This window comes from Nonomuraea sp. NPDC048826 (genome assembly GCF_043198225.1).
Taxonomy (GTDB): domain Bacteria; phylum Actinomycetota; class Actinomycetes; order Streptosporangiales; family Streptosporangiaceae; genus Nonomuraea.
Window position 1 is genome coordinate 21,463 of the sequence record NZ_JBICUQ010000016.1, and the last position, 13,531, is coordinate 34,993.

A 13,531-nucleotide genomic window follows, 5' to 3' on the forward strand; every position below is an offset into this window, starting at 1 on the left:
CCCATGGGCTCTGTCATGCCATCGGCCGCCAGCACCCGACCGCGGCGGCTGCCGCTGCCCAGCGGCGGGCTGAGCCGCGGCCGCCGCTGGGCGGCGTTCGCGCTGGCCGTCGCCGGGCTGCCGGTGGTGACCGCGGTCCTGGTCGGGCTGCGCGAGGTGCTGGCGCTGGAAAGCGTCCTCCTGCTCTACCTGCTGGCCGTGGTCGTCGTGGCCGTGGTCGGCGGTGTGTGGCCCGCTCTGCTGGCCGCGCTGGCCTCGTTCTGCAGCGCCAATTACTTCTTCACCCATCCCTTCCAAGCCTTCCACGTGGCAGGCCGCGACAGCGTCATCGCCCTGCTGGTCTTCCTGGCGGTCGCCATCACCGTCAGCATCACCGTCGACGTGGCGGCCCGGCGCCGGGTCGCCGCGGTGCGCAGCCGCATCGAAGCGGAGATCATGTCCCGGCTCGCCGCCGAGCCGGTGGGCCACGCCTCATTGGAAGGGGTGCTGCGCCAGGTGCAGTCCACCTTCGGGATGAACTCGGTGGCGCTGCTGGAACAGCGGGGCGAGAACGAGCACGAGCTGGCACGGGTCGGCGGTCCATCCGGCAGGCACAGCGTGATCGACATAGCGGCGGGGCGGGGCCTGAGACTCGTCGGTGAAGGTCCGCAACCCTTCGCAGAGGACCGCCGGGTGCTGACCGCCCTGGCCCAGGCCGCCGGACGCACGGTGGAAGGCCGGCGGCTGGCCGCCCACGCGGCGCACGCGCGCGAACTGTCCGAGATCGACCGGGTCCGCTCCGCCTTGCTGGCAGCCGTCGGCCATGACCTGCGCACCCCGCTGGCCGGGATCAAGGCCGCCGTCTCCAGCCTGCGCCAGCCCGACGTGGACTTCGCCGAGCCCGACCGGCAGGACCTGCTGGCCACCATCGAGGAATCGGCCGACCGGCTGGGCGAGCTCGTCGCCAACCTGCTCGACATGAGCCGGCTGCAGACCGGCGTGCTCAGCGTCACCCTGCGCCCGGTCGCGCTGGAGGAAATCGTGGCCAGAGCCCTGATCCACCAGCACGCCGCCGACGTACGGTCCGACGTGCCCGAAGGGCTGCCCGACGTGCTGGCCGACGCGGGCCTGTGCGAACGCGTGATCGCCAACCTGCTCGACAACGCCCGCCGCTACTGTCCGCCCGGCCGGCCGACAGACGTGCGCGCCCACGCCGGCACCGCGACGGTGACCCTGCAGGTGGTCGATCACGGCCCCGGCGTCCCGCGAGACCGCTGGGGGGAGATGTTCCAGCCGTTCCAGCGCCTGGACGACCGCTCACCCCAGGGAAACGGGCTCGGCCTGGCCATCGCCCGCGGCTTCACCCACGCCATGGGCGGCACCCTGCGCCCGTCCGCCACGCCCGGCGGAGGGCTGACCATGACCCTGACCCTGCCCATCGCGCCGCGCCCATGAGCCGCATCCTCCTGGTCGAAGACGACCGGCACCTGCTCCGGGCCCTCAGCGTCAACCTGCGAGCCCGCCACTACCAGGTCGACACCGCCGCCACCGCCGCGGCCGCGCTGGCCGCCGCGGCCAAACACCCGCCCGGCCTGGTCATCCTCGATCTCGGCCTGCCCGACATGGACGGCATCGAGGTCGTACGCGGGCTGCGCGGCTGGTGCACGGCCCCCATCGTGGTGCTGTCGGCCCGTGACCAGCAGGCCGACAAGGTCACCGCCCTGGACGCCGGCGCCGACGACTACGTCACCAAACCCTTCGGCATGGACGAACTGCTGGCCCGCGTCCGCGCGGCCCTGCGCCGTGCCACCCCCGCCATCGGCGACCCCACCATCCGCACCGACGCCTTCACCGTCGACCTGGCCGCCAAGAAGGTCACCTCCGCCGACGGCCGGGACATCCGGCTGACGCCCACGGAATGGCACATTTTGGAGATCCTGGTTCGCAACGCTGGCAAACTGGTCGATCAGCGGCGGCTCCTGCAGGAAGTCTGGGGGCCGTCCTACCGGACCGAGACCAACTACCTGCGCGTCTACCTCGCCCAGCTACGTCGCAAACTCGAACCGGACCCCGCGCGCCCCCGCCACCTGGTCACCGAACCCGGCCTGGGTTACCGCTTCGAACCCTGACAGCGCGCCGGCCGTCTCTCCACCTCTTCTCCATCGGCCCGCCACAGCCCCTGAACCCGCCCGCCGCACAGTGAAGGGGCGAGACACAAGAGAAGACGACGACGGACCCGGGAGGGGTCATGAAGCGCACAAGGAAGTTCGCTCTGGCCGTCGCGGCCGGAGCCGTCACCGTGGGCGCGCTGGTCGCGACGCCGGTGCTGGCTGCTGGTCCGGGCGGGCCGGGCGGCTGTCCCTGGCCGCAGGGGCAGGGACAGCACAGCGGACGGGGTCACCCGGACGGATACTGCATGTTCTTCGATCGGAGCATTCCGAAGGGCACCCTCACCGCCGAGCAGAAGAGCACGCTCGCCGCGGCGGCTGAGCAGGAGAAGATGGCCCGTGATCTCTACGCGGCCTTCGCCGACCAGTACGGCCTGCGCTTCTTCGATGGGATCGCGGCGGCCGAGGCGCGGCACCTGACGGCGGTGCGCACGATGCTGGCCCGCTACGGCGCGAGCGACCCGACCGAGGGCAAGGCGGCGGGGGAGTTCGCCTCGGCACCGGTGCGGGCCGCCTACGACCGGTTGCTGGCCGAGGGCAAGAACAGCGCGCAGGCCGCGCTGACGGCAGGCCGGCGGGCTGAGCAAGCGCGCATAGACGCGCTGCGCAAGGCACTGCCCGGACTGACCGCCCCTGATGTGCGGCAGCTGTACGGCAATCTGCTGCGGGCCGAGCATATGCACCTGACGGCTTTCGGACGGTGGACGGGCTGACAAGCGCAGCCGCAGCAGGGGTGTCCCGGCCTGGTTGCCGGGACACCACCCTTATACCGTGGTGGCGGTCTTCGGGTGGGTCTCGGCCATGTTCAGAGCCGTGACCTGCGAGGTGAGATCCGTCAGCGACTTCGGGCAGAGCGTCGGGGCCGGGCGCGGACGACGACGCTGTCGCGGTGGCAAGGCCAGGTGCCGGCGGTGACGGTTACCGGTCTGGGCATGGCTTGCTCCTGTTCGCCATGTTCATGTGGAACCGGCGCGGGTCTTGGCCGATCGGTGTCGCCGCAGTATCAGGGCGGCGGCGGTCAGCACCACGAGTGCGGCCGCTGCCGCGGTCCAGGGGCTGTGGAACAGCGTCGGCGGGGCCTGCTGTACGAGCACTAAGGCGCCCATGGCCAGGACGAACCAGCCGAACGCGGTGCGGAGCCGGTCGGCGTCGATACGGCCGGCGAGGGCGCCGCCGGCCAGTCCGCCCGCCACGGCGGCCGCGGTCACCGGCAGGGCCAGGGACCAGTCGATGGGCACGCTGTGCAGGTATCCGGCCAGTCCGGCCAGCGATTTCAGGGCGATGACGAGCAGGGAGGTGCCCACGGCTGCTCCCATGGGCAGGCCGCCTAGCAGGACCAGCGCGGGCACCACGAGGAAGCCGCCGCCGGCGCCGACGAGCCCGGTGACCAGGCCGACGCCGACGCCTTCGACGATCATGTACGAACGGCGAGACTCGTGCCGGGGCGGTGTGGCGCGCGGGGGGCGGCGGCGGATCATGGCGAGGGCGGTGGCGAGCATCATGGCCGCGAAGGCGGCCATGAGCAGGCCCTCGGGCAGGTGCGGGCCGATCAGCCCGCCCGCGTAGGCGCCGGCCATGCCGGCCGCGCCGAAGACGAGCCCGGTGCGCCAGCGGATGCGTCCGGCGCGGGCGTGGCCGATCGCGCTGACGGCGCTGGTGACGGCCACGACGAGCAGGGACATGGCGATGGCCTGCTTGGCGGGGACGCCGGCGAGGTAGGTCAGCACCGGCACGGCGAGGATGGACCCGCCGCCGCCGAACAGGCCGAGGGTGATGCCGATCAGGGCGGCGGCGGTCAGGATCACCACGAACATTGATACCCCCAGGGGTATGTGAAGGTCATGGGAAAGCCTTGCTCAGCCGCTCGCCCCGGAGGCGCGCAGGCGGGCGAGGGCGGCTTCGACCTCCACGCCGCCGACGCGGTTGTAGGGCAGCTTGGCCAGCAGCATCCCCATGACGCAGGTGTCGGTGAGCGCGGCGAGCGCCAGGCCCGCGCCGATGAACGCGGCCACGAGCAGCGCGGCCGGGATCCACAGGCTCGTCACCGTCGAGGCGAGCACGAGGCTGCCCGCCACGAGCCGGATCTGCCGTTCCAGGGTCCAGCGCGGCCGGCCGCGGTTGACGGGCGCTTCGGCGGCGATCCAGGCGTTCATACCGCCGTCCAGAACCATGACGTCGGACAGCCCGGCGTCGCTGAGCGCGGCCCGGGCGCGTTCGGCGCGGTTGCCGGACTGGCAGATGAGCAGCAGGCGGCCGCCCGCGTCGGTGACGATGCGCCGCAGGTGCGCGTCGACCTGGTCGAGAGGCAGGTTGATGGCGCCGTCGATGTGCGCGGCGCCGAACTCGGCCGGGGTGCGGACGTCCACCACGAGGACGTCGGGGTCGGTCGTGATCAGCGCGCGGGCCCGGGCGGCGTCGATGCGGGACATGCGGGGTTCTCTCCTTGCGGGGTACGGGGGTGCGGGTCAGGCGGCGTGCCGGCGCAGCGCGTCGGCGGCGTCGGGTACGCCGGCTCCGGTGAGTGTGATGGGCCGGTAGCCTTCGCGGGTGAGCAGGGTGGCGGCGATCGCGGCGCGGCGGCCGGAGGCGCAGGCGACGAGCACCGGCCGCTCCCGGTCGAGTCCGGCGGGGATGCCGTGGACGAACAGGTCGGGCAGGAAACGCTCGATCGCGCCCTCCAGCCGGGCCTGCTCCCGCTCGCTCGGCATGCGCACGTCCAGGAGCTGCGCGTCCGTCCGGCGTACGAGCTGGACGAAGGCGTCGAGGCCGGCGAGCCGGTAGGTCTGGGTGGCGGTTTCGCCGAGGTCGCGGACGACGCCTTGGACGGTGTCGATGCCGATCTGGGCGAGCTGGATGATGGCCCGGCCGGCGTCCTGGCCGGGTTCGGCGACCAGCGTGATCGGCTCGGCGTGGGGCAGCAGCCAGCCGGTCCAGCTGCCGAAGTCGTCGTCCAGCTCGATGCCGATGGAGCCGGGCAGCATGCCGCGGGCCTGGACGTGTCGCGGCCGGATGTCCACGACGTGACCGGTCGGCTCGTCGAGCTCGGGCACGACGACGGGCGGCATGGGCGGCCCGCCCAGGGTGTTGGCCGGGCCCATGTGCCGGTAGAAGGCGGGAATCGGCATCGGGGCGGCCAGCAGCGTGTCGGCGAACGTCTCCGCATCGTCGATGGCCAGCAGCGGGTTGTCCGTCAGCTCCGTGCCGATGGTGGAGGTCAGCCGGCCGGTGCCGGAGGCGGTGCAGAACGAGCCCGCGCCGTGGGTGGGATACAGCGCGACGCCGGGCGGCAGCGCGGCCAGCCGGCGCAGCGAGAGGTGCTGCAGGCGGGCCAGGGAGCGGGCCCGCTCGGGGCCGAGCAGGTCAGGACGCCCCGCCGAGGCGACCAGCAGGCTGCCGCCGGAGAACAGCGCGATCGGCTCGCCGTCGACGAGCACCAGGTAGCTGGTGTGCTCGGGGGTGTGGCCGGGCGTGTGCACGGGCCGGACGGTCAGACCGGAGCCGCCGTCGATGTCTTCGAGGTGGAAGGCGGGCGTGTGCCGGTAGGCGGGCGCGGCGGCGGCGGGCATCACCAGCTCGGCGCCGGCGCGGAGCGCGGCCTGCTCGCCGCCGGAGACGTAGTCGTTGTGCAGGTGGGTCTCCAGGACGAGGCGCAGCTCGACGTCGCGCCGGGCGGCGGCGTCCAGGAAGCGGCCGATGTCGCGTTGCGGATCGACGAGCACTCCGCGGCCGTGGTGGGTGAGCAGGTAGGTCTGGTCGCCCAGGCCGGGCGTGCGGAACGTGGTGACATCCATGGCTGTATACTCCCGGGGGTATGTGGCGGTGAAAAATATGCGGTCACAGGCGTCCTGTGACCGCTGAGGTGTCAGGCGAGCGCCAGGAAGAGCTTCTCCAGCTCCGCGACGCTCATGGGCGGCTCGTCGCCACGTCTCTCGGCATCCTGGCAGTGCTTCAGGCCGGTGGCGACGATCTTGAAGCCGGCCCGGTCGAGTGCCTTGGAGACGGCGGCGAGCTGGGTGAGCACCTTCGTGCAGTCCTCGCCCGCCTCGATCATCGCGATCACACCGGCCAGCTGGCCGTGCGCTCGCTTCAGTCGGGTCAGGGCGTCGCCCACGATGCTTTCGTTCAGCTCCATGCCATCAATATACCCCCAGGGGTACCGGGGGAGGCAAATACCCAGGATCCGACGATCATCGGCCGACAAGACGTCTGTTCCCAAGACTGCACTGCGCACAAGGCGCCGGTGACTTGCGGTACAGCAGGGCGGGACTTTCGGCACTGCCTCGGCACCCCAAGTTCGCATACACATGGGGGTATGGCAGGAACGGTGCTCGTCGTGGAGGACGAGAAAGCGATCCGCGACCTGCTGCGCCGCTACCTCGAACGCGCCGGCCACGGCGTGCTGACGACCGGCTCCGGCGCCGAGGCGCTGCGGCTGCTGCAAGCGGGCGGCGCCGATCTGATGGTGCTCGACCTCGGCCTGCCCGACCTCGACGGAACCGAGGTCCTGCGCGCAGCCCGCGCCCGCGGCGCGCCCGCGGTGCTCGTGCTCACCGCCCGTGACGCCCTGGAGGACCGCCTCCATGGGCTGCGGCTCGGCGCCGATGACTACGTGACCAAACCGTTCAGCCCGATGGAGGTGACCCTGCGGGTGCAGGCGATCCTGCAACGCGCTCGCGGCCAGAACGGGGCCAACGGCACCCTCACCTTCGGCGGCGGGCACCTGCGGATCGACGAAGCCCGCCACGAGGTCGTCCTGGACGGCGAGCGGCTGGACCTCACACCCACCGAGTGGGGCGTGCTGGTGGCACTGGCCACAGTTCCCGGACGCGTCTACTCACGCTACGAGCTGGTGAACCGGGTGCGCGGGTACGAGTTCGCCAGCTACGAGCGCACCATCGACTCCCACGTCAAAAACCTTCGCCACAAGCTCGGCGCCACGGGCTCAGAGGTCGTCCAGACCGTGGTGGGCGTCGGATACCGGCTGGGGCTGAACCGTGATCCCTGACCGCGGCCCAGGCGCGGGCCTGCTCGGGCCACTCGGGCGGCGCCTGCTGGCAGCGTTCGCACTGGTCACCCTGCTGTCGGTGGCGGCGCTCACGCTGGCCTCGCTGATGGGAACCGGGGCCGGGCTGGACACGGCACGCCGCGCGGACCGCGAGCAGGCGGCCACCCGCGTGGCGCAGTCGGCCGCGACCGCCTACGCACGGGCAGGCACGTGGGCCGGAGCCGACCTGGCCGCGGCCCGCTCGCTGTCGGCGAGCTCCGGAGCCCGGCTGTCGATCCTGGACGCCAGAGGCCGGATGGTGCTCTCGCCCGGCGGATCCACACCCCGGCACGGCATGGGACCCGGCGCGGCTGCGGGGCAGGGCATCACCACCGCCCCGATCATCGTGGCGGGAACGACCGCCGGCACCGCGCACCTGCGGTTCGGCACACCGGCCGACTCCGCCGCCCGGGACGTCGCCTGGGGCTGGATCGCCGCGGCCGCCCTGCTGGCACTGGCGCTCGCGCTGTCCGCCGGCCTGCTGGTGACCCACCGTCTGAGCGGCCCGATCAGGACGGTCACCCACGCCGCCCGCGCGTTCGCCACCGGGCACCGCGAGACCCGGGCCAGGCTGCGGGCTCCCGGAGAACTCGGCGAGCTGGCCCGTGCCTTCGACGACATGGCCGATGAGGTGACACGGTCCGACCAAGCGCGTCGCCGCCTGGCCGCAGACGTCGCCCACGAGTTGCGCACGCCGCTCACCGCGCTGCAGGCGGGACTGGAGGAAGTGCGTGACGGCCTGGCCGAGCCGGATCCGGCCCGCCTGGCCGTGCTGCACGACCAGGCGCTGCGGCTCGGCCGCATCGTCGGCGACCTGGCCGAGCTGTCGGCCGCCGAGTCGGCCGCGCTGTCCCTGCGCCCGCGTGAGACCGACCTGGCCGAGCTCACTCGCCGAGTACTCCACGCCGCCGAGCCCCGGCTGCATGCCGTCGGCCTCGACGTGCGGGCCGACCTGGCCGAGGCCGTCGTCGTCCACGCCGACCCCGACCGCCTGCACCAGGCCATCGGCAACCTGCTCGACAACGCCGCCCGCTACTGCGCTCCGCATGACACCGTCACGGTCACCGTCCGCGCCACCGGCGGCCAGGCGATCGCCGAGGTGGTCGACACCGGCCCCGGCATTCCTGCCGAGGACCTGCCGCACGTCTTCGACCGGCTCTGGCGGGGCCGATCCAGCGGCGCGGTGGCCGGATCCGGCATCGGGCTCGCCGTGGTCCGCGAGCTGGTCACGGCGCACCACGGCACCGTCACCGCCCGCTCGGAGCCGGGCCATGGCAGTGCCTTCACCATCCACCTGCCCTTGAGGAGATCACCATGACCACCACCCGCGATCAGGCCACGCACCAGCGCATGACGACGCAGTGCGGACGCGAGATCGTCATCGGCCGGCTGCCCTTCACCGGCGATGGGCACCCGCCGGGCAGGGTGACGCTCGACGTCGGCCTGCGCTCCTACGACCGCGACGAGGCCTGGCTCAGCCTCGCCCCGGCCGAGAGCCGCCGGCTCGCCGCGGCCCTGCTGGCCCAGGCCTCCGCGGTCGACGGCGGGGCGCCGGCAGGCATCGAGGTCACCCACGCCGGCGGCGAGGCGTACGCGGTCGCCGTCCGCCGGCACGTCCTGCTCTGCGACCAGCCCGCCGATGCGGGCGGACAGGATAGCGCCCCCACGCCCACCGAGCTGTTCGCCGCCTCCCTGGCCGCCTGCGTCGCCTTCTACGCGGGCCGCTACCTCACCCGCCACGGACTGTCCCGGCAGGGCCTGCGCGTCAGCGCCGAGTTCGCCATGGCCACCGACAGACCGGCTCGCGTACAGAAGATCCGCTTGCTGGTCTCCGCCCCCGGCGTGCCCGAGCGGCGCAAGCCCGCCCTGCTGGCCGTGGCCTCGCACTGCACGGTGCACAACTCGCTGCAGCAGCCGCCCGAGGTCGGCATCGAGCTGGCCTGAACCTCTTCAGCACAGGCTGGAGTGTCGGGAGCCGCCATGTGTTCGTACGAGCCGGCCCGGTTCAAGGGGCGGCGCCGGCAGTTTTCGACGGATCCCGGATGGGCAGCGGGTGGACGAGAAGCAGGGGAGACATCATGACCAGGAACGTCGTGGTCGGGGTGGACGGGTCGGCGCCGGCGACGGAGGCCTTGCAGTGGGCTGCGGCCGATGCCCGCCGAAGAGGCCTGAGCTTGCGGATCGTGCATGTCTGCGAGCACGGTGGCTTCGGCGACGAAGGCACGAGGTACTGCGCGGGAACACTGGCCGCGGCAGCGGACCGGGCCCGCGCGTCGAGTCCAGACCTCGAAGTGAGCACCGGCATGCTGGCCGGCAACGTGATCGACGCGTTGATCGGCGAGTCGCGGTCCGCCGACAGCGTGGTGCTGGGCAGCAGGGGTCTCGGCGGGTTCACGAGACTCCTGCTCGGCTCGGTCGGCAGGGGCGTGGCCGGTCACGCCGACGGCCCCGTCGTGATCGTCCGTGGATCGTCGTGGCCGGCGCACGGGCGCGTGGTCGTCGGCGACGACGGCTCGGGCTGCTCCGCCGTCGCCGTGACCTACGCCGTCGAGCAGGCCCGTGCCCGGCAGGTGCCTTTGCACGTGGTGTACTCCTGGCAGATGCCGATCGCCCCACCGTACGCGGCCGGCTACAACGCCCTCCTGGAGAGCGCCTGCGAGGAGGAACTCCGCGCCGCGGCCCAGCGCGTGGAGGCCTGGCGTGCGCAGCACCCGGACTGCGAGATCGTCGGTGAGCAGCGCACCGGACACCCCGCGGAAGCGCTGATCGAAGCTGGCGAGACGGCGGATCTGATAGTGGTGGGCTCGCGCGGCCTGGGCGGCTTCGCCTCCGCCGTGCTCGGCTCGGTCAGCCACGCGCTCCTGCACCACGCGGCGTGCCCGACCGCCGTGGTACGACCTCGCAAGCGATCGGCATGAGGCCTGAGCGGCTGTCGCACGCGGATACGATCCAGCGCTGTTCCCGACGCCCGCAGCCTCAACGGCCGACCGCACCCACACCCAGCCCATGAGCGGGACGGGCCCCGGTCGCCGCAGGTGAGCACTGCCGTCTTGTACGGTTCGCGCTCAGCCCACACGAGCGTCGATCAGGCCGGACAGGCCCCGTGATCATGCTGATCATCTTCTGGGCGTCCACCCGCCGCGTCCGCCCGAGCAACCGCGCCCGGTAGGGGTAGAAGTACCCGCGGACACGCCGTTCGGACCTGACGGGCGGCGGATGCGGACGCCGACCACCGAGGTAGCCCCGCACGGTTTCGGGAGAACGGCGCACACGCCCAGGTTCGGCCCAGCGCTTCCGCCGGCTACCGTCCAGGGCCCTTCCCCCAGCCGCTCGCGGGCGGGTCATTCACATATCGCCCCGGCCAGGCTGCGGGACCACCCGGCACCGGCCGCTCCCATCCCGCCGCCGGAGGCCCTGACCCGGGCGCATGAGGCCGGGGACGAACGGCACCCTGTGCGGGCCCGTCAGCACTGTTCCGCCGTCCTCCCTGGCACGAGCCTGAAAGTGAGCAGAAAGGAGGACAGGCGATGAGGTTGACGTGGAAAGACGCGGTGGCGACGGTGGCCATGGGCGTGATTACGGCCGTCTACGTCGTGTTCCTGCAGCAGGCCGACGTCTTCGTCCTCAGCAGCGTGCGCGGTGCCGCGATCGTGATCCTGCTGGTCGGCGGGGCCGGAGGGGCCACGGCCGCCCTGTGGCTGGTCGCGACCCTGAGACACGCCTTCATGCAGGCGCCGGAACCGGTGCGTGACCGCGACACGCACGAAGTGATCAGGCAAGTACCGGACGCGCCTCCTCCCGCGGGTTCCGGCCCGGTGGGAGGAGGCCGGCACGTTTCGGGCGGCGGGTGCGGGCGAGCCGATCCGGCAAGACAGGCGGCACGAAGGCGACCGAGTCATCCGCCATGGCGGATGGGCCGATGCCATGTGCCGACAGGGAGACCAGGATGATCCAGCTCTCGTCTCACCTCGGCGCCGGGCGGCCGAGCCGTAGCAAGGCGACGGCGATCCAGGCCAGCCAGGCGAACAGCAGCACACCGTAGATCGCGTAGGCCCAGCCGAGCACGGGCCTCAACAGCTCGGAGAAGACCCCGATCACCGTCGGGACGTCGTTGAGCGCGATCAACACCTCGGACCCGGCCACGAACGGAGCCTTTCCCGCGGTGGCGTATCCGTCGCTTAGCATCACCAGCGCCAGTGAGCCGTCACCGGTCGTCGGCCAGGCCAGGGACAACGCCCACGACGTGACACCGATCAGGCCCGCGATCGCCACAAGGCTCCGGTTCCGGCGGCGCAGGGCCACGACCAGCGCGAGAAAGACCACCATCAGCAAGACGCTCGGGCACAGCCACAGCACCTGGCGGACGATGTAGAGCGTGCGGTGCGCGCCGATGTACTCCAGCAGTGGAGCACCCCCGGACACCGGCGCGGGAGCGGTGACGGAGACGATGACCAGCACTGCGCCGTACAGGAGCACGGCCAAGCCCGCCGAGGCGCCTGCGATGCGATAGAGCGGGCTCCACGCCACGTCACCGGCACGTGGGGTGTCTTCGGGACATGATGCTCACCTCCGGTTCGACGCGTCGGGCTCCGGATGGTTCTTCAGGCGCTGCCGAACGCGCTGCTCCCGGTGCCTGGCCGTCGAAGTGATGAACAGTCGCGGCAGGCGCAGCGCGCCGTCCGGGGAACCTGGCGCCGCAGGCGCATGCGGATCCTCATGATCGTCTCCGCGCGCACCGGGCGCGGCTCGTTCGCCTGGTCCGCGACGTGGCTAGATACCGCCTCCGCAGGACGGTTGCTGGTGATCTCACTTTCCACGCGAGCCATGGCGGCCTTCCAGCCAGCGGTCGGTTTCGCCACCAGCAGACCGCACATTGTGGAGGCGGCCCAGGGCAGTTCGGCCGGAGTTCGCTGGACCAGGGTCCCCCGATGCCGGATTGTCGGGGGGCGGCCTCGACTGAAGCGCCGTACCGTACCAGACAGGCCGAGACGACGGTCACGGCATTCGGCCGGAGCGCTCCGTGTCCGGGTCGCGCTGGGCCACCAGTGCGTGCTGCAGGGCGACGGCCGCCTCCGCGAGGCCCTGCTTGATCCGCTGATGTCCGTCCGAGACCGAGACGAGCGCCTCGACGGGGCGGTTGTCGGCCAGATAGGTCGCGGTGAACGTCCGGTAACCGCGCTCCAGCGCGGCCCGCGCGAGCAGCTTGACCATCGCTGTGGCCAGCCCCTCCCGCCGCCAGGCCGGATCGACGGCGACGGCGACCTCTGCGGTCTGCTCGTCCACGGGCTCGTAGCGGGCGATGGCGATGCCGCGGCCGCTGTCCGGGTCAAGGCCGACGAGGGCGAGGCGCCGTGCGTAGTCGACGGAGGTCAAGTGCCGCAGCAGCCGGTCGGTGACCGGTGGGGGAGCGCCGAGAAACCGGCGGCGCAGCGTCGCCGGGTCCGCCTCGCGGATGGCCTCGGCCAGAGCCGGAGCGTCGCCGGGGACGATGGGACGTAACACGACGGTCCGGCCGTCTCGCAGCGTCACCGTGCGCTCCAGGTCACGTGGATAATCGGGAGGCGGAGGACTGCCGGGCATGGGCGGCTCCTTCTCAGCTCTCGCGCTGCGGAAGGGGTGTGCTCACCTGACGACGACCACATCGCCGACCTTCAACCAGGACTGGCTCCAGAGCCAGTCCATCGCGGAAACGCTCACTCGTACGCATCCGTGCGAGGCCGCGTACGGAGGGACCGACCCGTAGCCGTGCACCGCGATGCCTCCGTTGAAGTAACGCGGCCGGTACAGCGAGCCGAGTGGTCCCTTGTCCCAGCCGTTGACCTGGCGCCGCACCCTGAAGGTGCCAGACGGGGTGACCGCCCGTTTGATGACGCCGCCGACGCTGTAGGTCCGGCCGCTGCCGGTGGAGGTGTTGAACACCCGCTGCACCCGACCGTCGCGTACGAGCAGGAGCACCTGCCTGCGCAGATCGACCTCCACGACCTTCCCCGACCGGGTGCCGGCGGCCGGCCGCACCCTCGCGGTCAGGGCCGCCCACGTAGCGGGGCCCACCACGCCGTCACGCGCCAGACCCGCGGACTTCTGCAGCGCGTAAACCGCCTGCGTGGTCAACGGGCCGAACATGCCGTCCGCCGCGCCCATCCAGTAGCCGAGCGCGCTGAGCCGCCGCTGCACGTCCAGGACCGCGGCGCCTTTACTGCCCTGCCGCAGGATAGGCCGCCGCCCGCTCTGCTGCTGGACACCGGTCACCGGCCCGTCGTGCCAGGCCGTCGTGGCGGCGGCCGGAGCCGTCATACTGGCGCAAACGGCCAGCGTCGCGGCCGCCGCACTCACCCATCGA

The 13,531-nt window shown here is 72.3% G+C and carries 15 protein-coding genes; 8 read left to right on the forward strand and 7 right to left on the reverse strand.

The features are described from left to right. Positions 1–3: 3 nt before the first annotated feature. The 3 genes from ACGFI7_RS40410 to ACGFI7_RS40420 all read left to right on the forward strand — a co-directional run bounded on the left by ACGFI7_RS40410 (position 4) and on the right by ACGFI7_RS40420 (position 2,860). Positions 4–1,434 carry a DUF4118 domain-containing protein gene (locus ACGFI7_RS40410; RefSeq protein ID WP_393414689.1) on the forward strand — a complete coding sequence of 477 codons (1,431 nt, stop codon included), beginning with the start codon at positions 4–6 and terminating at the stop codon, positions 1,432–1,434. After that, entirely contained in the window at positions 1,431–2,108 is a 678-nt protein-coding gene (locus ACGFI7_RS40415) for a response regulator (protein ID WP_393414691.1), read from the forward strand. Before ACGFI7_RS40410 ends, ACGFI7_RS40415 begins: the two co-directional genes overlap by 4 nt. Before the next feature lie 119 nt (positions 2,109–2,227). Further along, on the forward strand, positions 2,228–2,860 hold the full coding sequence (locus ACGFI7_RS40420) for a DUF2202 domain-containing protein (protein WP_393414694.1): 633 nt from the start codon (positions 2,228–2,230) through the stop codon (positions 2,858–2,860). A 243-nt stretch (positions 2,861–3,103) separates the two neighbouring features. On the opposite strand, the gene ACGFI7_RS40425 is transcribed toward ACGFI7_RS40420, so the two are convergent. The 4 genes from ACGFI7_RS40425 to ACGFI7_RS40440 form a co-directional block, all read right to left on the reverse strand. Beyond that, on the reverse strand, positions 3,104–3,961 hold the full coding sequence (locus ACGFI7_RS40425) for a sulfite exporter TauE/SafE family protein (protein WP_393414697.1): 858 nt from the start codon (positions 3,959–3,961) through the stop codon (positions 3,104–3,106). A 42-nt stretch (positions 3,962–4,003) separates the two neighbouring features. Beyond that, positions 4,004–4,576: a rhodanese-like domain-containing protein gene (locus ACGFI7_RS40430; protein WP_393414700.1), complete on the reverse strand. Its 573-nt coding sequence runs from the start codon at positions 4,574–4,576 to the stop codon at positions 4,004–4,006. Between the two features lie 36 nt (positions 4,577–4,612). Further along, the gene (locus tag ACGFI7_RS40435) at positions 4,613–5,938 is read right to left on the reverse strand and encodes a rhodanese-like domain-containing protein (RefSeq protein ID WP_393414703.1); all 1,326 of its coding nucleotides are present in this window, start codon (positions 5,936–5,938) and stop codon (positions 4,613–4,615) included. Between the two features lie 71 nt (positions 5,939–6,009). Then, a complete protein-coding gene (locus ACGFI7_RS40440; protein ID WP_393414706.1) occupies positions 6,010–6,279 on the reverse strand; it encodes a metal-sensitive transcriptional regulator in 270 nt (89 codons plus the stop codon). A gap of 180 nt (positions 6,280–6,459) precedes the next feature. Between ACGFI7_RS40440 and ACGFI7_RS40445 the strand changes: the two genes are divergently transcribed. The 5 genes from ACGFI7_RS40445 to ACGFI7_RS40465 all read left to right on the forward strand — a co-directional run bounded on the left by ACGFI7_RS40445 (position 6,460) and on the right by ACGFI7_RS40465 (position 11,141). Then, complete coding sequence (locus ACGFI7_RS40445) at positions 6,460–7,152, forward strand: response regulator transcription factor (RefSeq protein ID WP_393414709.1); 693 nt, start codon at positions 6,460–6,462, stop codon at positions 7,150–7,152. Continuing rightward, complete coding sequence (locus ACGFI7_RS40450) at positions 7,142–8,509, forward strand: sensor histidine kinase (protein WP_393414712.1); 1,368 nt, start codon at positions 7,142–7,144, stop codon at positions 8,507–8,509. Before ACGFI7_RS40445 ends, ACGFI7_RS40450 begins: the two co-directional genes overlap by 11 nt. Continuing rightward, entirely contained in the window at positions 8,506–9,135 is a 630-nt protein-coding gene (locus ACGFI7_RS40455; RefSeq protein WP_393414714.1) for an OsmC family protein, read from the forward strand. The genes ACGFI7_RS40450 and ACGFI7_RS40455 overlap by 4 nt, the downstream gene beginning before the upstream one ends. Before the next feature lie 134 nt (positions 9,136–9,269). Next, complete coding sequence (locus ACGFI7_RS40460) at positions 9,270–10,109, forward strand: universal stress protein (RefSeq protein ID WP_393414717.1); 840 nt, start codon at positions 9,270–9,272, stop codon at positions 10,107–10,109. A 609-nt stretch (positions 10,110–10,718) separates the two neighbouring features. Beyond that, on the forward strand, positions 10,719–11,141 hold the full coding sequence (locus ACGFI7_RS40465) for a hypothetical protein (RefSeq protein ID WP_393414720.1): 423 nt from the start codon (positions 10,719–10,721) through the stop codon (positions 11,139–11,141). Between the two features lie 13 nt (positions 11,142–11,154). On the opposite strand, the gene ACGFI7_RS40470 is transcribed toward ACGFI7_RS40465, so the two are convergent. The 3 genes from ACGFI7_RS40470 to ACGFI7_RS40480 all read right to left on the reverse strand — a co-directional run bounded on the left by ACGFI7_RS40470 (position 11,155) and on the right by ACGFI7_RS40480 (position 13,485). Then, positions 11,155–11,718: a hypothetical protein gene (locus tag ACGFI7_RS40470; RefSeq protein WP_393414722.1), complete on the reverse strand. Its 564-nt coding sequence runs from the start codon at positions 11,716–11,718 to the stop codon at positions 11,155–11,157. Positions 11,719–12,186: 468 nt separating this feature from the next. Continuing rightward, entirely contained in the window at positions 12,187–12,720 is a 534-nt protein-coding gene (locus tag ACGFI7_RS40475; RefSeq protein WP_393414725.1) for a GNAT family N-acetyltransferase, read from the reverse strand. Positions 12,721–12,813: 93 nt separating this feature from the next. Continuing rightward, complete coding sequence (locus ACGFI7_RS40480; protein WP_393414728.1) at positions 12,814–13,485, reverse strand: L,D-transpeptidase family protein; 672 nt, start codon at positions 13,483–13,485, stop codon at positions 12,814–12,816. Positions 13,486–13,531: the final 46 nt, after the last annotated feature.

Bases quoted from the DNA above. Each gene is read 5' to 3' on its own strand.
- ACGFI7_RS40465 (WP_393414720.1), top strand. From the start codon at position 10,719: ATGAGGTTGACGTGGAAAGACGCGGTGGCGACGGTGGCCATGGGCGTG.
- ACGFI7_RS40440 (WP_393414706.1), bottom strand. From the start codon at position 6,279: ATGGAGCTGAACGAAAGCATCGTGGGCGACGCCCTGACCCGACTGAAG.
- ACGFI7_RS40420 (WP_393414694.1), top strand. From the start codon at position 2,228: ATGAAGCGCACAAGGAAGTTCGCTCTGGCCGTCGCGGCCGGAGCCGTC.
- ACGFI7_RS40460 (WP_393414717.1), top strand. From the start codon at position 9,270: ATGACCAGGAACGTCGTGGTCGGGGTGGACGGGTCGGCGCCGGCGACG.
- ACGFI7_RS40435 (WP_393414703.1), bottom strand. From the start codon at position 5,938: ATGGATGTCACCACGTTCCGCACGCCCGGCCTGGGCGACCAGACCTAC.
- ACGFI7_RS40445 (WP_393414709.1), top strand. From the start codon at position 6,460: ATGGCAGGAACGGTGCTCGTCGTGGAGGACGAGAAAGCGATCCGCGAC.
- ACGFI7_RS40480 (WP_393414728.1), bottom strand. From the start codon at position 13,485: ATGACGGCTCCGGCCGCCGCCACGACGGCCTGGCACGACGGGCCGGTG.
- ACGFI7_RS40430 (WP_393414700.1), bottom strand. From the start codon at position 4,576: ATGTCCCGCATCGACGCCGCCCGGGCCCGCGCGCTGATCACGACCGAC.
- ACGFI7_RS40455 (WP_393414714.1), top strand. From the start codon at position 8,506: ATGACCACCACCCGCGATCAGGCCACGCACCAGCGCATGACGACGCAG.
- ACGFI7_RS40415 (WP_393414691.1), top strand. From the start codon at position 1,431: ATGAGCCGCATCCTCCTGGTCGAAGACGACCGGCACCTGCTCCGGGCC.
- ACGFI7_RS40410 (WP_393414689.1), top strand. From the start codon at position 4: ATGGGCTCTGTCATGCCATCGGCCGCCAGCACCCGACCGCGGCGGCTG.
- ACGFI7_RS40425 (WP_393414697.1), bottom strand. From the start codon at position 3,961: ATGTTCGTGGTGATCCTGACCGCCGCCGCCCTGATCGGCATCACCCTC.